This window comes from Antarcticibacterium flavum, from assembly GCF_006159205.1.
In the GTDB taxonomy this organism is placed as follows: Bacteria; Bacteroidota; Bacteroidia; order Flavobacteriales; family Flavobacteriaceae; genus Gillisia; species Gillisia flava.
Window position 1 is genome coordinate 136721 of sequence record NZ_CP040812.1, and the last position, 20045, is coordinate 156765.

Here is a 20045-nt window from a genome sequence, read left to right on the forward strand (position 1 = left end):
ATGGAAAAACCAAGATGGAAAAACTGGAGCGGCAGCCTTTCTTTTTCTCCCGGAGAAATTGCAACCCCGGAAAGTGAGGAGGAGGTGGTGGATCTGGTGAAAGCAGCAGCTAAAGAAAACCGTAAAATCAGGGTAGTAGGGGCGGGGCACTCCTCCTCACCACTGGTTAAAACCCGGGATGTACTTTTATCCATGAAGCATTTTAGAGGCGCCGGGGACCTGGATGAGGATTCGGGAAGATTATCAATTCTTAGTGGGATGACCGTCAAGGAAGCCGGCAAGGAAGCTTTTCGATATGGCCTGGCCATGCACAATACGGGAGATGTAGATGTCCAAACCATCGCGGGGGCCATTGGCACCGGTACCCACGGTACCGGCGTCGAGCTAAAAAACCTCTCCTCAATGCTCGCAGGGGTTAGAATGGTAACGGGGAAAGGGGAAATTCTCGAGGCCTCCATAGATGATGATAAAGATTTGTTCCGAGCCCTACAGGTAGCCATGGGAACCTGCGGGATATTTCTTAAAATGCGCCTTAAGTTAAAAAAGGCTTACAGGCTTCACAGGAAGGAATGGTGTGTGCCTATTGAAAAATGCCTGGAAAACCTGGAGGATCTTAAAAAGAACCGCAATTTTGACTTCTACTGGTACCCCCGGAGTGACCTTGCAAAGATTCGGGTGATGAATGAGGAGGGCCGGGAAATGCCGGAGATCTCCTACGGTAGCCTTGAAATGGATAAAAAAGGAAACAGCCACGAGATCCTGCCGCGTTCCCGTCATCTTAAATTTGATGAGATGGAATATGTACTCCCGGCAGATAAAGCGATTGATTGTTTCCTGGAAGTAAGAGATCTTATAAAGAAGCACTGGCGTAAAGAAATTGGCTGGCGGGTTTTGGTTCGTACCATACAGGCAGATGATGTTTATATAAGCCCAATGACCGGCCGGGAATCTGTTACTATCTCCCTGCACCATAATGCAGGGATGAGATTTTGGGACTACTTCCAGGCTATAGAGCCGGTGTTCATCAAATTTGGAGGCAGGCCACACTGGGGTAAAAAACATACTTTAAAGGCTGCAGAGCTCAGGGAGATGTATCCAAACTGGAATAAATTCCGGGAAATAAGAGAAAAAATGGATCCTGATGGGATATTCCTAACTCCATATATGAAAGAATTATTAATAGCAGAATGATGAAGGAAATAGGAAAACTGGACTGGGCATTTAGCGCCGGGAGAATACCTTTTCAAAGTACCGGAAAGGAACCGGAATTTATAAGCCATGACAAAATAGCCGTATTAAATGTTTCTGAAGAAGAGGCTTTAATTGAAATGGTTATCTTTTATGAGAACGTAAAACCGGTTGGGACCTATTCAGTCAAAGTTCAACCAAAGCGGGTTAAGAAGATAAGGTTCAATGATCTTATTGATCCTGAAGCGATGAAGCTCGAAAGAAATTATAGCTGCTATATTAAATCTAATGTGAAGGTTGTTGTACAATTCAGCAGGATGAATACGGGTTCAAATTATAATGCAGAAATGGGGAGCATGGCTTTTCCAGTAGAAACTTAAAAATACTTGTTATGTTGGGATTTTTATTGGCATTCGGTACAGCCATTTCAGAGGCTTTAAAGGATGTAACCAGTAAATTTAACCTGCACCACATTGACGAATATACAGCTGCTTTCTCGTTACACCTGGTCCAAAGCATACTCCTGGCGCCCATAGTAATCTACCTGGGGCCGGAGGAGTTGACCAGCAGGTTTCTTTGGGCCCTGCTTGCAAGTTCCGTTCTTCAGCTCACCGTGATCCTTCTGTATTTCAAGGCTATAAAACGCTCAGAATTATCTGTCACCGTACCACTTATTACTCTCACGCCTTTGTTTATGCTGCTCACCTCTCCAATCATGATTGGGGAATTTCCCAATGCGCTGGGAATAGTGGGTATAGTTCTCATTGTAGCCGGTACATATATTTCTAATCTTAGCCCAGATCAAAAAAACGTTTTTGCTCCCTTTGTTTCACTTGTAAAGAACCAGGGCAGCAGGTATATGTTGATCGTTGCCTTCATATGGAGTATCACTTCAAACATCGATAAAATAGGAGTAGAGGAGACCTCTCCTGTGTTCTGGGCTTTCACAAAGGATTTTTTGATACTTTTTTATTTAATTCCAATCCTAATAATTAAATCCAGAAAACCCCTGCGGCAAATCAATAACAGGAAGTGGGGTTTACTATTTGTAGGATTTTTTAAAAGCGCCAGTGTCCTCACGCAAATGTATGCCATCCAGTTCATCCTGGTAGCTTATGTGATTTCCATAAAAAGGGCCAGCTCAATATTCATCATTCTTTTTGCTTTTTTCTATCTCAATGAAAAACAGAATTTCAGGAACAGGATGATTGGAATAATTACTATACTGGCAGGTTTGTTTATTATCGCCGTTTCTTAAATGGAAAAAGCTTAAGGGTAAACAGCACTCAATAAAATGAAAATGGAATCCAATAAAAAAAACCTCACAGTTCCTAAAAATCTGTGAGGTTTGGTACTCCAGGTGAGGCTTGCAGACTTACAATTTCAATTTTCAAAAATTAGTCAAGTTTTCTCCTCGATTGAAGATCAAACCTTGCAGATCCTGATACTGTATGCCAATATATCTGCATTCGTTCCCTCCAAGATAATTAATTTTAAGTTTTAACGTACCTCTAAAAATTAGGCTGCTAAATGTAAAAAAGACTAGTCTCTAGACTCTAGATTCCAGTCTCTGGTATTTTGTCCATTTATACTTCCTGGATCACAAAGAATCCGTCATTTCCCTGTGACTGGTAGAGCGGCATAAAAATATACGCGTCCCATTCACTTTTTACTTCTTCTGCATTTTTCACTGCCAGTAATTCTCCCTTTTCGATTTTCTGAAAGTTCTCATAGCCGGGCTGCATTTTGAATTCATCGTCATTTTCCAGCCCATAGCGGTGAATGATCTCGAAGGTCTTCTGATCTGGCGCATTCTTTTTCGCAAAGTTGTCCACACAGTCCGGGTAACAAGTTAACTTTTCCAGCTCCAATCCGCAGGCCTCTTTTAATGCCAGCCAGATCATTCCCTCGTGGTTCTCTACAGATCGTTTATCTGTATGCTGTCCCGCTTCAAAAGTAAATCCGGTGAGTCCGGTTCTGCTTAAATAATGGTCTATTGCCCCGTAAACAATATCACTGAATCCACGAACGATATACGTGGGAAACCTGTGTGCCCATTCATCATTGTCATTTACCACCTGTACAGATACATAAGGTAAACTGGCAGAGGAGGTGGTGTGGCAATCAAGAAAATACCTTTTGGTAAAGTCAGTTTCAGGATATGACTCCAACACCTTTATAATTTCGTGCATTTCCCGCTGTTCATGGGTATCCTTTTTTTGATTAATAATACTTTCTTCTTTCCAGGTGCGGTTAAGATCCTCTTCAATAAAGCGCTGGTCCTTTTCCAGGGCCAGCTTATTCCCGGCCACTCCCACCAATGTTCCTTTAATATTTGGTTTTGCCTTTTCCAGTTCTGCAAATACCTTTTCAAGGGCTTTCACCCCGCTGGGTTCATTCCCGTGTACACCTGCTGTCACAAATAATAAAGGACCTTCCTGGTTACTTGTATATTTTCCTATAATCCTTTCCATAAATAATTATTAAAATACCATGGTGGCCAGCTCTTTATTGGTGATCTGGCCATCACTCATTTTTTTATATTCCACTTTCTTTTCAATAGATTCTATAATGCTGGTGGTGAAGTCTGGCAAGCCCACACTTTCCATCACTTCCAGGCCTCCCGGGCTCAAGACATTTATTTCGATCAATTTATCCTCAACAATATCAAGACCCACAAGGAATAGACCATCTTTTATAAGCTTTGGAGAGGTAAGTTCAATGATCCTTTTCATATCCTCTGTAAATTCACTATAATCTGCAGAGCCTCCCAGGGCGAGGTTACTTCTAAATTCGCCTTCACTTCCTTTTCGTCTCACAACGGCGTGTTTTCCATCTTCCATAAGCACCTGCCCGTTCATAAGTAAAACACGAACATCACCATCTTTCACAGCCGGTAAGAATTCCTGGGCAATAATATATCCCTGTTGTTTTAAAGCGGTTGTGATTTGATTGATGTTCTTTTCATTCTCATCTATCAAATAAACATCCTGTCCTCCCGAGCCTTCCAGGGGTTTTAGAACGATCTTCTTGTTATATTTCTCATAGAACTCCATTATCTCATCCAAGCTTCTGGTGATAATGGAAGCCGGTTTAATTTCTTCCGGGAGTTCTTCAAAATATAATTTGTCGATGAAAGCGTGAGAAAGTGCAAAGGCATCATTGAGAACCAGGACATCTTCCCGCTGCATCATCCTTCCAAAGGCGACCCCGGCATGTTCTGCCCATTCTCTTCCGGCTTCTTCCTCTGTGGGATTATTCCTTAAGAATATTACATCCAGCTCTTTTGCAGAGAGGCGCAACTTTCTTGCATCCTCGCTTTTAAGGGCATTAAGGAATTCTTCAGCATTTTTAGGATCTGAACCTTCAGGTATCGCTACACAGTGCATCGCAAGGGGAGCGCTGGAACTAAAACTAAAATCGCCAACAGATGCTACAAAAACCTCGTGGCCGCGCTTGTGCGCCTTAGTCATTAAGTAAACAGATGTCTTTGGGCCTTCTGTTTCCAGGCCATTAATTACAAAGCAAATTTTCATTTATTGTCTTATTTGTGCGGGCTATGAGCCCTAACTATTAATTAATATTCTAGAGTTACCTACAGGTTTACTCCATGGTGGCGAGCTCTCTATTTGAGATCTTATTGCCGTAGTTTTTCTTATAAACCAGTTTTCTTTCTATGGCATCTACCACCACATCTGAAAAATCTGGAAGCCCAATATGGGGGAAGCTATCCATTCCTCCGGGGCTTAATACATTTATTTCGATAAGTTTATCCTTTACGATATCCAAACCTACAAAGAAGAGCCCGTCCCTTATTAAAATAGGTGCCGTGACCTCTACTATTCTCTTCATTTCCTCGGTATACTCACTGCTATCGGGATGTGCACCCTGGGAAATATTACTTCTAAATTCCCCTTCACCGCTTACCCTTCTTACAATACCATATTTACCATCCTTTTCCATTACTTTTCCATTGAGAAGAAGAACACGAACATCGCCATCTTTTACAGCAGGCAGGAATTCCTGGGCTATAATATATCCCTGTGCTGTTAGGTTCTCTATGATCTGGTTAAGGTTTTTCTCATTTTTATCAATAAGATAAACTCCTCTTCCTCCAGATCCTTCCAGGGGTTTAAGCACCATTTTCTTTTTATGGTTTTCAAAGAATTCAAGGATGTCTTCTTTCTTCCTGGTGATAAGCGAATCTGGTTTTATACTACTGGGTAATTCCTCAAAGTAAAGTTTATCTATAAAGGCGTTGGAAAGGGCGTAGGAGTCATTAAGAACGAGGACACCCTCCTGCTGTACCATTCTTCCAAATGCAACACCGCTGTGTTCTGCCCACTGCCTGTCAACTTCCTCGGTGGGATTATTTCTAATGAAAAGCACGTCCAGGTCCTTTGCCAGGATCTTCTCATGTTTCGCTTTATCACCGTTGAAGATCTCAATGAATTCCTGGGCACTATCAGCTTTTGAATTTTTTGGTATTGTGGTGCTATGAATTGTTAGCTCCTGGTTGTTATTATAATTAAAATCTCCAACCCCCATAAAGTAAACCTCGTGCTTACGTCTAAAAGCTTCATGGGCTATAAATACAGTGGTACCGCTTTTTTCGGTCTCAACACTGTTAACTACAAAACATATTTTCATGTGGATATCATTTTTGAAAGAGGTAATCCCTCCCTGATTAGGTTCAATTTTTCTTTAGTATTCTCTGTCAACAAATAACTGGGTCGCAAAACACCTGTATTGAGTACTCCACGATCTGTCAATTCTTTTATGATCTTTGTATGTTTAATTCCGAATTTCCCTGCTAATAGTGGTTCAAGTTCTCCACCTTCCTGTAGATAAGCTCTTAACTGCACAAGCCCCTGCAGGTAGATAATGTCTTTTAGAAATCCGCCGCCCTGCATGATCCTGGAGGTTATATTGAATGCCCTAACATCAGAAAAGCCGTAATCTTTCATTAAAAGCCTGAAGATCTCCCTGAAATCGCCGCCATCCAGCAAAGCAGACCCTGCTACAACTCTTCCGGCCAGCGTACGTAAACGGTTCGCGGTTAATCCATCTACCAGATATTCGGCTAATACGGCAAGACCTTCCTGTAACGGATCGTAGTCTGCAAGGCCAATTTTCATTTGTTGCAGTGGTTGCCGGCTTCCGTTATGAAAGGTGAGAACGTGGGTCCCTACTTCATGTTGAATGAGTGCCAGGGATTCCTTTTTGCGCATTTTATAATCTTCAGGCAGGTAAAGCTCACCCTGGGACACCATCATAATATTTACATCCTTACGAATGTGAACCCTGGATTTAAAATTCTCATCCTGCTGTTGGAAATAATCAAATTCCTTTCTGGCCATGCTGCTAAATCCAAGGGCGTCTATAAGTTCGTCATCTGGATTTTCACTTGTTACTTCATCTACCTCTCTTAATAGCTGCTGGGCCTCCTCACATAATGACCTGTCTACACCTTTATAAAGGCGAATACTGCTATAAAAGAAATTGCGGGTTCCCCTTTCACTTAACATGGTAATCTGGTGATCAAGTTCTTCTCTTTTTTCCCTGAAAATATATGACATCGCAGGATCATCGATCTCCTCGATCTTTAAGTTGTACAGCTCCCGTTTTAAAAGATCTGGATCAATGGGTAATAAACGGTAGTGATAATCCAGCAAGTCCTCATAATTACTATCGAAAAACGTGGTTTTGATCTGGTGAATATTGGAGGGAGAAACCAGCCATAGGAACTGGTAGCTACTTTCAATTTCGGTTAGCTTTTTATCTATTTCAAAGACCTTATCTTTTAAACTCTGTCTTCCAAGGGCGGTATAGCTGGGTACTTCGTACGTGGTTTGCACCCTTATATAGTCATATATGAATTTATGGATGGCCGGGATCAAAAAATCCTTGAATCCCCTGAAGAAAACCGGATAAAGTTCTCCCTCTGCTGTCCTGTAAACCGGGGGTACTTCCAGGCTTACAAGCACCGCACCGCATTCCTTTGCTACGTCAACATCCATAAGGTTCTCATCATCATCTGCATGCCGCCGGGGTGTGTCCTTAATTTTGGTTTGAAGATAAATACCTGAATAAACTGAATTTATTTCTTCCAGTTCCTTTTTTAAAGTATCCAGGGCAGTTGGAAATTTCTTTGCAGGGGCTTTGATCATAAATGTATTGCTGCCACTTTCTCCTGCGTATATTTCAAATAACATATAGGTTTTAAAGAGGGGAGAAAGCATGGAACTTACTTCAAAAAGGAATTTTTTATAACCCTCAAAATCTTCATCTCCAACGATTATATAAGAAGCTTCACTAATAACCAGTCGCGAAGTGCCTTCATCATTATCCTCCTTACGGTATATAATAAGATATGGAACCTCTTTTTCGATATGAAGTATACCACCCCGGGAAGGAGCGCATTCACTTCAGTCTTCTTTTCCAGTTTTGTTAAAATTTGCTTAATTGATTTATCAGTAAATTTTGATATATCCAGCATGGGGTGAATTTAATTTTTAATTCTATTAACTTTTAAACTGTAAATGTTTATTATTCAGTAAGTTAAAACTTCAAATAAACAATGTGTTTAAGTAAATTTAAAAATTATATTCAGGTAAAAAGGCTTATAAAAGTACTTTGGGTTTTATTTAAGACTGGAAAGGAGGGTTATCAAAAATTCATGAATATATCTTTCAGAATAATTGTAGGAAGTGAAGATTCGTATCTCTTTGACAGATTTTAATTCAGAATTCTGCCATCCTCCATTTCTATGATACGGTCTGTTTGATCTGCAAAATCTTTATCGTGAGTTACTATCAATAGAGACAGGCCTTCCTCATTACTCAGTCTACGGAAGATATTGAAAACGTTTTGAGAATTTGAGCTATCAAGGTTTCCTGTAGGTTCATCCCCCATGATGATAGCAGGATCATTTATAAGAGCCCTGGCAATGGCTACACGCTGTTTTTCACCCCCGGAAATTTTTGAAGCTTTTTTTTCTGCTAAATGTTCAATATTCAACATTTTAAGCTTATTAATTCCATCCTTTACAATTTCAGAAGAGGTTTTAATTCCTAATTTTCTGGCAGGGAGAATTACATTCTCGAGCACAGTAAATTCAGCTAATAAATAATGGAACTGAAACACAAATCCAATATGCCTGTTCCTTAAAAATGCGAGCTTGTCTGGATGTTGGCCTGTTACAAGTTTATTATTGAGATATAGTTTTCCTTTATATTGAGTATCCATAGTAGACAGAACATAGAGCAGGGTGGATTTACCACATCCGGACTTACCCATAATAGAAGCAAACTCACCCTGGTTTACAAGAAAATTTATATCCTTAAGAACATGAAAACTTACAGGTCCTTCAAAATGTTTATCTATATGTCTTGCTTCAAGGATAGGGTTCATACTTTCTATTTATTGCCCGGTTATGATATGTACAGGATCTATTCTCTTTGCCTTTAAAGAAGGTAGGTAACCGGCAAAAAAGGTAGAGATAAGCGCGAAAGCGATCCCAAAAAAATAATAACCTATTTCAAAATTTACGGGATAGGTAGATATTGTAGGCAGGGATTCTGTTTCAAAGGGTATCCCGTCAATTACATAAGAAAGGGTGAATCCCAGGAGGAGCCCCAGTACTCCTCCAATGATCCCAATGATCATTGCCTGGCTTAAAAAAATGTATTGCACATCCCTGCCGGAGAAACCTGTAGCTTTTAATATAGCTATATCATTCATCTTTTCATAGATGAGCATATTTAGAATATTGTAGATGCCAAACCCGGCTACAATAAGTAAGGTGATAGATACCGCGTATGTTATAAGATTACGTACCTGGGTTCCTGTTTCAAATTGGGCATTTGCTGTTTGAATGTCCATTGCTGTAAGATTGAACTTTTTCTCAATTTCCCTGGCCATTGGAATGGCATTATCAATGTTGTGAAGTTTTACATTGATATTGGTTATATAGTTATTGGGTTCTCCCAGGATCTTTTGGACTGTTTTTAGATTGGAAAAACTTTGGATATTATCAAGTTCTGCTATCCCGCTTTGATATATTCCCACAATTTTTAACGGGAAGACCTCCCCTTTAACGGTAGTGATCTGAACCCTGTCGCCAATATCAAGGGACATTTTTCTTGCTATTCCAATTCCAAGTAATATTCCATTCTCCGTATTTTTTAGGTCATTTGCAGTCCCCGCAACAATATAATCCCCGAAATTGAAATTTTCCACTTCCTCAAGAATATCAAACCCAGTAAGATTACCACCAATTTCAATGGCTCCGGAAATATAAAAGATTTGGGTTTTTACCTGTGGAAGTGCCGCTTTGACATCTGGGTCATTATTCAAATATGCCATCATGGGGGTGGCATTGTAAATCTTTTTTTGGACCTGCCTGGGTTTTATGGAATGTACCACATTTGTATATCCTTGAAACTCCTCGTAAAAACCTACAGGCTGAATGGCGCTTGGCTCAATTTCATTATATATTTGAATATGAGGGGTTTGATTAAGGATTAGATCATCCAGCATTTTATTAAGGCCGGTCATAAAGCTTACCAGGGTAATATAGGAACCAATACCAAAGGTTACCCCCAGTGCAGCAATAGCCGTCTGTCGGAATTTGCTCTTTAAGTGAGTCTTAGCTATTCCTAATATTACTGGCCAGTTGGTCATTTTTCCGGTTTATAGATCCAGGTGTCTTTAGTTATACCAGAGAGGATTTCAATACTGTCTATTGTTTGAAATCCGGTTTCTATTTCCACCAGTCCCTCTTCAGTTTTTACTTTGTTGTCTTCGTACAAATAGGACTTTGGAATCACCAGGCTGCTGTCCCTGGAGTTAACGATAATATTAGCTTCCCCGGATAGGCCTGGATAAAGTACTTCAGGAGGTTCTAAAAATGCAGCTTCAACTTTAAAAGTTTGATTACGCTCATCTTTCTGGGGATAGATCTTTGTAACCCTGGCCCTAAAGATCTTTGCAGGGTAGGCATCCAGGGAAACAATTACCTGTTGGCCGGTGGAGATTCTAACAATGTCCACTTCATCTACCAGCATATTGATAATAAAGTTTTCCTCACTTCCTATGGATGCCAGTGGCTGTTGGCTGTTAACCAGCTCCCCGGGCTCTTTAAGAAGAGAATAAACCTTCCCTTTAATGAGGGAATTGATCGTATAATCCTTTGTAGTTAAAAGCGAGGATCTATAAGTGTTTTCTGCCTGCTTAAGCTGTGTTTCTAATTCACTTTTAGTAAGAGAATACCTGTTCTTTAAAAGATTAAGGGAATTTAAGGAAAGTTCATAATTGAGTTTTCGGTTATCAAACTCAGCTTTAGAACCTATTCCTTTCTCCTTAAGATTCTTCTGTCTTGTATAATTAATGGAATCATTGGTATGCTTTAATTGTGCTGCAGTTATCTCATCTTCTATACCGGAAAGAATATTATTGCTTCCTTTAAAATTCTTTTCTGCCATTTGCAAAGAAAGCCTTGCATTTTCTGTATTAAGCTTTGGGTTGCTATTGATGATCTGGATCACCGGTTGCCCAATTTTTACAAGTTCGCCTTCCTCAACCAGGTTTCTTTCCAGGATCCCATTAACTATAGAATAAACCTGATAAAGACTGTCTGGCTGGACGGTAACAGAGGAGTATACAGATTCTGATATTCCTTTTTCTGCCGGTAAGATCTTCTCCTTTTCATTCCCGCAGCTCAACACTAAAAGCAGGGCAGGGAATAGCAATAGCCTAAACATTTTCCTGTAGTTTTATCCATGGAAGATAGATCATTGCTTACTTTAAGGAAATGATTAATATCATTTCTTCGGAATCTATTCGGGCAAATACTAATACATTTAACGGGATTAATTTCTGAATTCATTTCCAAATGCTGTTATGTTGAACAATTTTGGATAAGCAGTTCCAGGGTTTTACCTTTCGAAATTTCAAGAATACCAGATGAGCACGAACGCGAGGTTGACCTGTCAGGTTTTAGTTCCTTAAAAGCACCCATTCCCATTTCATTCCAGCTCCTGAAAAAGAGTAACCTGGTAGGTCTAAACAAGGAATAGCGCGATCGTGAGAATAATATAACACCCGTGGCAGATCTACCAGGTTGAATTCTCTGAAATAACTATCCCTCCTTTTTAAGGCCAATTTATCGAACGAGAAACCTGGCAGGTCCAGGTTGGACCCAGGTTGGACACTAATAAAATTCTTAGATTATTTCTTCGACTTTTAATTCAAACACACAGATGGAATCCCTGTGATACATTTTTTTCAGATCAAATTCTGAAGTTTTTGAAAATTGAGGAATTTGATGCTTCTTCCATCTATCTCGATCAAATGCTCTCTTTTAAGCACGGCAAGGCTTCTTATAAGGCTCTCTGTAGAGATCCCCGCGACGCTGGCAAGGTCGTTTCGGGCAACTTTAATAGTATCGCTTTTTTCTGTAAGCATCTTTTCAGCAAATTGGAGTAGGGTATGAACGGTTTTTTTATGCACAGAACCATAAGCTGTTTCCAGGAGATGTTCCCTCATATGGGTAAGAGCGTCTGTAAAAAGGTTGGCAAATTCCAACGTGAGGTCTGGGTTTTCATTGAAGATCCCAACAAAATGTTGTCGCGGGATAAAATAGGCCTTTCCCCCTTCTAAAGCTGTTGTGGTTTCCCCATAGGGAAGGGTTTCCCTAAATGAATAAAAGCCAAAGAACTCTCCTTTTTTATAAAGTGCGGTAATCAACTCTTTTCCATCTGAATCCATTTTACAGCACTTGATGATCCCTTTTTCCAGAAGATATACATTGGTAGCATGATCTTCCTCCCTGTAAATGATACCTTTTCTCCTAAAATGAAGCACTTCACCCTTAAGCCTCATATGGGCTTTTAATTCTTCAATAGTAGATATTCTACCGGCCCGGGAGTCTTTAAATTTTCCCTTTGCTGGATTTAGCAATAGATCAAATTTCTCCAATCGACTTTGGATTGCCTGCACAAGTTCATTTTCCTTAAAAGGCTTGGTGATGTAATCATCTGCTCCCAGGTTCATTCCAAACCTTATATCGGCCATATCGGTTTTGGCAGTTAGGAAAAGAAAGGGGATTAATTTGGTTTCCTCCCGGGCACGAAGTATTTCGAGTACCTTGTAACCATCCCAAACCGGCATAAGGATATCACACAGGATAAGGTCCGGTTGGTGGTCAAGGGCTTTTTGAACTCCAATTTTACCGTTGATCGCAGTAATTACATTGAAGTTGGATAATTCCAGCAATTCCCTGGTGTTCTCCCGTAGGATCTCATCATCTTCTATGATCAGGATCTTTTTCATACACCCTATATGTGTAAAGCAGGTATGAGCTTTTACTTCTGAAAAATTAAAATTTCAGTGCTGTTAAAAGCCAAATTTAAGCTCACTAAATATACGTATTCCCTGAGAAAAAATGAAGATCTCTTCTGGGTTATAAAAACTATTATGGGCTTGATTTGAACCTTTAGAATTTTAATTATATAAAATAATTGGGGAGAAAAAATTCTAGCGGAACAACTGGATTTGAAGTGATTAAAGAGGGGGGAGGTAAAGAATTAAGAATTTGCCTAAAAAAAATCTTGTTTTAATTATAAAGAGGCTTATATTTGCACCGCGAAAAAGGTCTCGTAGCTCAGTTGGATAGAGCATCTGCCTTCTAAGCAGACGGTCACAGGTTCGAATCCTGTCGAGATCACAGAAAGCCTCCAATCGGAGGCTTTTTTGTTTTATAGGGTTTGATACAGATTCGACTTTAGGATAAAGTGCCCAGGGCAATTTCAATCATTTCCTTAAAAGTATTCTCCCTTTCCTTAGCCGTTGTTCTTTCACCGGTAACCAGGGAATCTGAAATTGTAAGAATGGCAAGTGCATCCACATTATATTTTGCTGCTATACTATAAAGGCCGGCAGCCTCCATTTCAACGCATAGCACCCCATAATCTGCCCATTTTTGGAAACCTTTGGGATCCTCTTCATAAAAATCATCAGACGACAGAATGTTCCCCGCTTTGATAGATATATTATTTTCTTTTGCAAACAAGGCGGCTTTCATAAATAGATCGAAACCGGCAGTAGGTGCGAAGTCGGCACCAAGAAACCGGGCCTTGTTGAGGGATGAATTTGTTGAAGCACTCATAGCAAGAACAATATCCCTTAATTTGACCTCCTCCTGGAATGAACCTGCAGAGCCTACCCGAATAAGGTTTTGTACCCCATAGTCATTTATAAGCTCATAGCAGTATATAAGGGTACTGGGGATCCCCATCCCGGTTCCCTGGACAGAAACCCTTTTTCCGTTATAAGTGCCGGTATATCCCAGCATTCCCCTCACTTTGTTATAACATACCGCATCTTTTAGGAAAGTTTCTGCTATCCATTTTGCCCTTAAAGGATCACCCGGTAGTAAAACGGTTTCAGCAATTTCACCTTTTCCTGCTTCTATATGTACGCTCATGTCGTTTCGTTATTTTCGCTTACCAGTTGGATGCCAGATGATGTTCCCAGCCTGGTTGCGCCCAGGTTGATATATTCCAGTGCGGTTTCTTTATCCTTAATTCCGCCAGACGCCTTTATTTGCATCCTGTTGCCAACTGTGTTTTTCATAATTTTTACATCCTCGGGAGTGGCACCTCCTGCTCCAAAACCGGTAGAAGTTTTCACAAAATCTGCCTGGGCATTAAGGGCAGCCTTACAGGCATTTATCTTTTCTTCATTAGTGAGGTAACAGGTCTCAATGATAACTTTTAATACGACTTCGTCACCAATGGCCTGTTTTATGGCCTTAATTTCATCTTCCACAGCCTTGAGGTGGCCGGCCTTTAGCATACCAAGATTTATTACCATATCTATTTCCCCGGCACCTTTGGCCACGCAATCCTTAGCTTCAGCAACTTTGACAGACTGGCTCATGGCACCCAGTGGAAAACCAATGACCGCAGCAACTTTAACATTGCTGTCCTTTAGCATTGATACAGCCAGCTCCACATAACTTCCATTTACGCATACGGCATAAAAATCATGTTCCCTGGCTTCTTTACAAAGTTCTTTTATATCTGCAGGAGTAGCGGTAGGTTTTAAAAGGGTATGATCAATGTATTTGTTGAGATTCATATATACTTGTTAAAGATTTTCAGGAATTAAATGTAAGAAACCAAAATTATAAAATCCCGGAAATGTTATTTATGATACAAATCAATTTTTGTCCTGGTTTGGCATGTTTGTCTAAAGAAGAACTCTAAAAAAAATATTCTAAAAGAGATAAAAAAATGATTTTGATCATATATTTTATTTTGAAAAATTGCTTAAATTAGTGCTATAGATTTAAACGTTCTAAAACAAATAATATAGGATATTACAGCCATTGACATCGGGTAAACCCGAATCACTCTTAAAAAAGGTAGATACTGGAATGGCAGAGAATATCTTTAAGAAACAGGAAAATCGTTATGGTTTTCCTGTTTCTTGTATTTTGGTTTAACCGTCCCGGGCGGTCATATATTTAGAGAGGGAGAGTGCTCAAGAATTAGTTTTTCTATTCATTTCATAATGGTTTAGAAACTTTGGAAGAGAGAATCCTTTTCTTTTCGGAAACAGGTAGACGTGAGTCTACCTGTTTTTGTTTAAATACATATTTGCTCCGCCTTGAAACTAAAAGGGGGTAATTTCTCACCCCCTTGCAATTCTCAAGGAAACTTTTATTTTTTTTGGTTCCCTGGTCATTTCATTTTCATCTTTCGCAAGAACAAGTTTTAGAACTCCATCCTTATAAGAAGCTTTTATTTCCTGGTCCTCATCGATATTATCTGGTAATCCAATTGAGCGGGTAAAGGAGTTATAACTAAATTCCCGGCGTAAAAAAGTATCTTTTTCTTCTTTTGACTCCTCATTTTTATCGGCAGAAATTGTAAGTATCCCTTCATCTATAGTGATGTCAAAGTCATCCTTGGCATATCCCGGAGCTGCAAGTTCTACTTCATAATTCTTTTCCTTTTCACTTACATTAAGTGAAGGAAGATTCATTTGTTTTTCAAGGTCTTCATTGAAAAATTTGTTTAGGTTCAAAAGTCCTTTTCTATTGAAAAGATCTGAAAAGAACGGGTCTTTTTCCATGAAGGATTCCCTCATCATTGGGGAACGGCTTCTGCTTTTTACTAGTGACATGATGTATCGGTTTTAAATTAATATTCAGGTTAATAACAGCTCTAATTTAACTTCTAAAAAGATATGATATTCTGATAAAAATCAGTCTTTCAGTATTTTAACTTTTCCTTCAGCATTAGACAATACTCCTCATTCACTTTAATAACCAATAAATTCTATAGCTTCTGAAAAATGTCCCCGGACAATAATTTAATATGTTAGTTAATGGAGATTATTTTTCTCTATTTTTATAATCATTGCTACTTATACCTGTTATAAATTTTAGATTATGAGCAGACCTATCAAGATAAGGATTGATTCCAACAATGACTCGTATTTACCATTTTTGGAAAACGTGGAGAGTTTTTCCGGAGCAAGAGGGACAATTCTGGCGGGGGATGTTGGGGGGACAAAAACTAACCTCTCTCTTTATTCCCTGGAAGAAGGTGTACTTCATTCTCTTTACCAAGAAACTTTTATTACGCGCGAATATTCCTCTTTTTCTCAAATGTTGCAAAACCTCGAAATTAAGGATCTGCCGAAGGTTGACAGCATGTGCCTGGGAGTAGCAGGACCGGTAGTAGGAGGGAAGGTGGAGGGAACTAATTTTCCCTGGGTTTTAGAACAGGAGAAGCTTAGGCAGGAATTAAACCTACCGCTGGTATCCCTCATCAATGATATGGAGGCAAATGCTTATGGTCTGGCTATTTTGGAAGATAAGGATTTCAGGACGATAAAGGAAGGAAGTGGCATTGCAGGAAATGCCGCCCTTATTTCTCCCGGCACCGGCCTGGGTGAGGCGGGGTTATACTGGAATGGGATGACCTACCAACCTTTCGCAACAGAGGGTGGGCATTGTGATTTTGCCGCTCGTAACCAACTTGATATTTATTTTCTCAAATTCCTGCAGAAGGGGTTTGGTCATGTGAGCTGGGAACGAATTATCTCTGGCCCGGGCATTTATAATATATACAGGTTTTTAAAGGAGCATAGGAGTGTAGATGAACCCCGTTGGTTTTCAGAGCTTCTGAAAGATAAGGATCCTGCAGCCGTTATTAGTGAATGCGCTGCCGCAGATAACTATGCTGTATGTACTGAAGTGATGGAACTTTTCCAGAAGTATCTTGCGGTTGAAACAGCGCAGGTGGCACTTAAATTCAAAACCACCGGTGGCATTTATCTGGGAGGCGGGATTTTGCCTAAAATTATCGATAATTTCAAACCCGAAATTTTCATTGAGGATTTCCAGCAAATGAACCGAATGAATCCCTTGTTGGAAACAATGAAAATTCAGGTCATTCTCAATGAGAACTCTCCTATGTACGGGGCTGCATTCTATGCCGCCAGGGAACTTGTAAATAGTAGAAGGGCAAAAGGATGACCCTGTTAATTTATTGATTTACTCCACCTTACACCTGTAAATTTCGTATCTTTAAGTAAGTTAATATTAATGATATGAGCAGGTTACAATATTTATTAATAGAGATCAATTCAGTTACCAGTGAAATATCCAGCTTCTATCACGAAGTTTATCCATTTCTTACTGAAGATACCGTCACGATCCCAAGCCAGGGGAAAGACCTTATGAATGAGAAATATTTTGAGGATTACCTGGAAAGTTTACAGGAGATTCTCCACCATCATAAACTAACGCACAGGCCAACAGGTGGTGAACTTAGAATTACTTAGTCCCATTTTAGCATATCGAGAGAAATGAGCCAATCGGTTCTGTGTACAGGGTGCACAAAAAGAGAGATCCGGAATTTTCCGGATCTCTCGCTTTATAAATGTGAAGGAAATTCTACCTGTCACCCACTGCAAATAATATCTTGGCATTTACACCATAAGAAGTGATCTCGTTGTTCGATACCTTGGCATTCATTTCCTTGATGTATACAGATTGTATATTCTTTACGCTTTTACCTGCCTCTTTCACTGCATTTCTTGCAGCGTCGTCAAAACTTTTCTCTGATGTTGCAATGATCTCAATAACTTTAACTGTACTCATAATTTTATATTTAGTGGTTAAACATTATAATTCTACATTAACTTACATATAATAAGCCCCTTAATCAAATGATTAACATAAGATTAAAGGGAAATTGATGTTATTAAGAAAGACTTAGTAAAAGCCTCGTCATAGCTTTAATCAGAAAGAAGCCTCTTTTGCTTTTGGTCCTTTAAGGCTTTGGAGACGGTCAAAAATATCTCCTGTTTAAGGTTCCTGTACTTTTGATTAAAGTGGCCCATTTCGTTCTTTAGCCGCCGGTGCTCATCTTTATATTCAGTTTCCTCCTCCAGTTGATCTTTCCCGTCCACCATAATCTCCAGCCGATTTCTATGACGTAAAAGCCTGGTCTTAAGATCGGCCCTTCTTTTATCCAGTGTTGATAGTTCGGTAATAAGATTTCTTGCTTTCTCGTAAAAATGAGCTTCAAGGACAGGCAGTGTATATTCCCTCAACATATCTTCCAGGAAAATATGTTCATCTTCAATAAAATGAATTTCGCTAAGCCACTGCAGGCAGGATATATGCATCTCCTCAGGGCTCTTCCATTCCATATAACTGAATTTTTGATCTTTCGCTTCCATAATTCCGGGATTTAAGTGTATAAGCAGTTTTAAATTTAAGCAATGAGAGAGGACTAATCATTGATATTTATCAGATTTTCAAGCAGTTATTTTGATCCATGCCACATAAAGAGATTGTTGCGGGAAGACTTGTGCCCTTTTCTGTTCAGGATGAATGATGATCTAATGAAGTAAAACCCGGGAATAAAAAAGAGGCCGTCTAAAAAGTAATTTTTAGGCGGTTTCTCTTTTTATGTTGTTTAATAATTGTTTTGCTTCTCCTTTTTATAAAATTATAGAAAGTCAATGATATAGCTCTTAGGCTACACTGAACTTCCTAAGGTTGTGTGCCATTGCTATGAGTCCTATCTCAGTGGTAACCTTTTCCATTCCTCGGAGCATAAATCGCTTGAAGCCCATATTCTGCTTAATATTTCCAAAGACAGCCTCTACATCCCAGCACCGACGCTTGCGATGTGCTATACCTTCGTCACTGAGCAGTAGATCCCTTGCTTTTTCTTTCAGGCGGATTAGGTTGTGATTGCGTTCTATAGTTCTGTTCCCCTTTGCTTTGTGGCAGCTGCCTCGCAGAGGGCATCCAAGGCAATTCTGAGCCTGGTATCTATGTATTGTTTGTTTAAAACCATTCTTAGTTTGACTCTCGTAGCATTCTATTTTATTCATCGCCTGTCCCATTGGACAGTAATAAGTATCTGTTTCACGGTTGTAAAACAAGTTATCTGGATGGAAAGGGTTTTCTCTGTGCTTTTTATCCCGTTGTTCTTTGTGAAAGTAGTTGTATTTCACATAGGCAGTAACTTCTTTCTCTTCTAGATCAACATAATTTTCTTCACTGCCGTAACCAGCGTCGGCAGTAAGAGTTTGAGGAGCTTCTCCATAGGAGGCAATATGTTTTTGCAGGTGATCTTTTAAAGTGGTGGTGTCAGCTGTAGTTTGTGCTAAGGAGTAGTTAACGATAAACTGATTGTTGGTTGAAGCCTGCAAGTTATACCCGGGTTTTAATTGCTCATTTTGCATATAATCATCTTTCATCCGCATAAAGGTGGCATCGGGATCTGTTTTGCTGTAGCTGTTCCTTGTTCCCAGGATCTTCTCCTGCTCATTATATTTTTGTAGGTTCTGTGGCCAGTTCTTTTTGGCATAATTGAGCTTTTGTTTGACCTTCTTGTCAATCTCTTTGTCCTTCAGGGCCTGGTTTATGGTGTCAATGGTTTGAGCAACTTTTTCAGGATCTATAGCTTCAAAATCTGGTTCATTTGGCAACATTTGCTCCTGGTCATAAACGCTCTCCACATATTTCCAGAGTTCTTTGAGTTGTTTTTTGATACGCTCTTTGCTAGTCTTGTTAGACTTGCCCCACACAAAGGTATGGCGGTTAGCATTGGCTTCTATCTTGGTACCATCAACAAAAAGTTCTTTAAGAGAAAGCACTCCTTGTTCTGCCAATAAAATGACGACCTGATTAAAAATGTTTTGGAAAATTCCTTTTAATCGTTTTCCTCTAAAATCATTGATGGTGTTATGATCTGGTTTGCTTTGTCCGCTAAGCCACATAAAATGGATGTTCTCCTGCAGGGCTTGCTCTATCTTACGAGAGGAGTAAATGTTGCGCAAATAGGCATAGATGGTCACTTTTAGTAACATCCGGGGATGATAGCTGGAAGTACCACCTCCTTTATAGCTCCTTTCTAGAGTTGAGATATCAAGGCGATCAACAATGGTATTTACAATTCGGACAGGATGATTCTTAGGAACTAAATCATCATAGCTGGGTGGAAGAAGACTTAACTGGTCCTGAGAGTAAGTCTTAAATACAACTTTCTTGTTCATACCATGAAAATAATACATCTTAGAATTATTTCCAACGAAAAAGGCTGCCTTTTCAGACAGCCTCATTAAGTCGGGGTGGCAGGGTTAATTTGCCTCTCCCGTAATACCAGTAAAATCAGTACTTTTCTTATTTTTCTTCCCATCAGGTAACCGAATAGGTAACTTTTAGAATGAGAATCTTTAGATCCAAATATAAAAAACTTTTTAATAAGTAAGGGGAATAAATAGAATGGAGAAAAAGAAATAATGAAGGATCTTAAGGA

General features: G+C 39.6%; 20 protein-coding genes and 1 tRNA gene. 6 read left to right on the plus strand and 15 right to left on the minus strand.

Translation table 11 applies throughout. The features are described from left to right. Genes FHG64_RS00560 through FHG64_RS00570 form a run of 3 tightly spaced genes read left to right on the plus strand, consistent with a single transcriptional unit; the run spans window position 1 to window position 2446 of the window. Complete coding sequence (locus FHG64_RS00560) at window positions 1-1191, plus strand: D-arabinono-1,4-lactone oxidase (protein ID WP_139064624.1); 1191 nt, start codon at window positions 1-3, stop codon at window positions 1189-1191. Next, window positions 1188-1568 carry a sensory rhodopsin transducer gene (locus tag FHG64_RS00565; protein WP_139064625.1) on the plus strand — a complete coding sequence of 127 codons (381 nt, stop codon included), beginning with the start codon at window positions 1188-1190 and terminating at the stop codon, window positions 1566-1568. The genes FHG64_RS00560 and FHG64_RS00565 overlap by 4 nt, the downstream gene beginning before the upstream one ends. An 11-nt stretch (window positions 1569-1579) precedes the next feature. Beyond that, entirely contained in the window at window positions 1580-2446 is an 867-nt protein-coding gene (locus FHG64_RS00570) for an EamA family transporter (protein ID WP_139064626.1), read from the plus strand. A 328-nt stretch (window positions 2447-2774) separates the two neighbouring features. On the opposite strand, the gene FHG64_RS00575 is transcribed toward FHG64_RS00570, so the two are convergent. From FHG64_RS00575 to FHG64_RS00610, 9 genes are all read right to left on the minus strand, one after another. Next, window positions 2775-3662 carry a M14 family metallopeptidase gene (locus FHG64_RS00575; protein WP_139064627.1) on the minus strand — a complete coding sequence of 296 codons (888 nt, stop codon included), beginning with the start codon at window positions 3660-3662 and terminating at the stop codon, window positions 2775-2777. A gap of 9 nt (window positions 3663-3671) precedes the next feature. After that, window positions 3672-4724: a glutathione synthetase gene (locus tag FHG64_RS00580; RefSeq protein ID WP_139064628.1), complete on the minus strand. Its 1053-nt coding sequence runs from the start codon at window positions 4722-4724 to the stop codon at window positions 3672-3674. 67 nt (window positions 4725-4791) lie between these two features. Further along, window positions 4792-5838, minus strand: a complete 1047-nt coding sequence (locus tag FHG64_RS00585) for a glutathione synthetase (protein ID WP_139064629.1) — start codon at window positions 5836-5838, stop codon at window positions 4792-4794. Next, complete coding sequence (locus tag FHG64_RS00590) at window positions 5835-7403, minus strand: flavohemoglobin expression-modulating QEGLA motif protein (protein ID WP_246054228.1); 1569 nt, start codon at window positions 7401-7403, stop codon at window positions 5835-5837. The genes FHG64_RS00585 and FHG64_RS00590 overlap by 4 nt, the downstream gene beginning before the upstream one ends. Before the next feature lie 83 nt (window positions 7404-7486). Further along, window positions 7487-7687 (minus strand): hypothetical protein, encoded by a 201-nt coding sequence (locus FHG64_RS19485; RefSeq protein ID WP_246054230.1) that lies wholly within the window; start codon window positions 7685-7687, stop codon window positions 7487-7489. 239 nt (window positions 7688-7926) lie between these two features. Further along, complete coding sequence (locus tag FHG64_RS00595) at window positions 7927-8601, minus strand: ABC transporter ATP-binding protein (protein WP_139064630.1); 675 nt, start codon at window positions 8599-8601, stop codon at window positions 7927-7929. Between the two features lie 9 nt (window positions 8602-8610). Further along, entirely contained in the window at window positions 8611-9873 is a 1263-nt protein-coding gene (locus tag FHG64_RS00600; RefSeq protein ID WP_139064631.1) for an ABC transporter permease, read from the minus strand. Then, window positions 9870-10952 carry an efflux RND transporter periplasmic adaptor subunit gene (locus FHG64_RS00605; RefSeq protein ID WP_139064632.1) on the minus strand — a complete coding sequence of 361 codons (1083 nt, stop codon included), beginning with the start codon at window positions 10950-10952 and terminating at the stop codon, window positions 9870-9872. Before FHG64_RS00605 ends, FHG64_RS00600 begins: the two co-directional genes overlap by 4 nt. A gap of 523 nt (window positions 10953-11475) precedes the next feature. Beyond that, complete coding sequence (locus FHG64_RS00610; RefSeq protein WP_139064633.1) at window positions 11476-12522, minus strand: response regulator; 1047 nt, start codon at window positions 12520-12522, stop codon at window positions 11476-11478. Between the two features lie 320 nt (window positions 12523-12842). Here FHG64_RS00610 and FHG64_RS00615 point away from each other — a divergent pair. Then, window positions 12843-12916, plus strand: a tRNA-Arg gene (locus FHG64_RS00615). A gap of 57 nt (window positions 12917-12973) precedes the next feature. On the opposite strand, the gene deoD is transcribed toward FHG64_RS00615, so the two are convergent. From deoD to FHG64_RS00630, 3 genes are all read right to left on the minus strand, one after another. Continuing rightward, the gene (deoD, locus tag FHG64_RS00620; protein ID WP_139064634.1) at window positions 12974-13675 is read right to left on the minus strand and encodes a purine-nucleoside phosphorylase; all 702 of its coding nucleotides are present in this window, start codon (window positions 13673-13675) and stop codon (window positions 12974-12976) included. Further along, the gene (deoC, locus tag FHG64_RS00625) at window positions 13672-14331 is read right to left on the minus strand and encodes a deoxyribose-phosphate aldolase (protein WP_139064635.1); all 660 of its coding nucleotides are present in this window, start codon (window positions 14329-14331) and stop codon (window positions 13672-13674) included. Before deoC ends, deoD begins: the two co-directional genes overlap by 4 nt. A 555-nt stretch (window positions 14332-14886) precedes the next feature. Continuing rightward, on the minus strand, window positions 14887-15381 hold the full coding sequence (locus FHG64_RS00630; RefSeq protein ID WP_139064636.1) for an Hsp20/alpha crystallin family protein: 495 nt from the start codon (window positions 15379-15381) through the stop codon (window positions 14887-14889). A gap of 268 nt (window positions 15382-15649) precedes the next feature. On the opposite strand from FHG64_RS00630, the gene glk reads away from it, so the two are divergent. Both glk and FHG64_RS00640 read left to right on the plus strand, forming a co-directional pair. After that, entirely contained in the window at window positions 15650-16741 is a 1092-nt protein-coding gene (gene glk, locus FHG64_RS00635; RefSeq protein ID WP_139064637.1) for a glucokinase, read from the plus strand. Between the two features lie 74 nt (window positions 16742-16815). After that, entirely contained in the window at window positions 16816-17049 is a 234-nt protein-coding gene (locus tag FHG64_RS00640; RefSeq protein WP_139064638.1) for a hypothetical protein, read from the plus strand. A gap of 112 nt (window positions 17050-17161) precedes the next feature. Here FHG64_RS00640 and FHG64_RS00645 read toward each other — a convergent pair whose 3' ends face one another. The 3 genes from FHG64_RS00645 to FHG64_RS00655 form a co-directional block, all read right to left on the minus strand. Continuing rightward, window positions 17162-17368: a dodecin family protein gene (locus FHG64_RS00645; RefSeq protein WP_139064639.1), complete on the minus strand. Its 207-nt coding sequence runs from the start codon at window positions 17366-17368 to the stop codon at window positions 17162-17164. A 137-nt stretch (window positions 17369-17505) separates the two neighbouring features. Then, window positions 17506-17952, minus strand: coding sequence for a hypothetical protein (locus tag FHG64_RS00650; RefSeq protein ID WP_139064640.1), 447 nt, complete (start codon window positions 17950-17952; stop codon window positions 17506-17508). A 297-nt stretch (window positions 17953-18249) separates the two neighbouring features. Next, the gene (locus tag FHG64_RS00655; protein ID WP_139067853.1) at window positions 18250-19782 is read right to left on the minus strand and encodes an IS1182 family transposase; all 1533 of its coding nucleotides are present in this window, start codon (window positions 19780-19782) and stop codon (window positions 18250-18252) included. Between the last annotated feature and the right edge of the window lie 263 nt (window positions 19783-20045).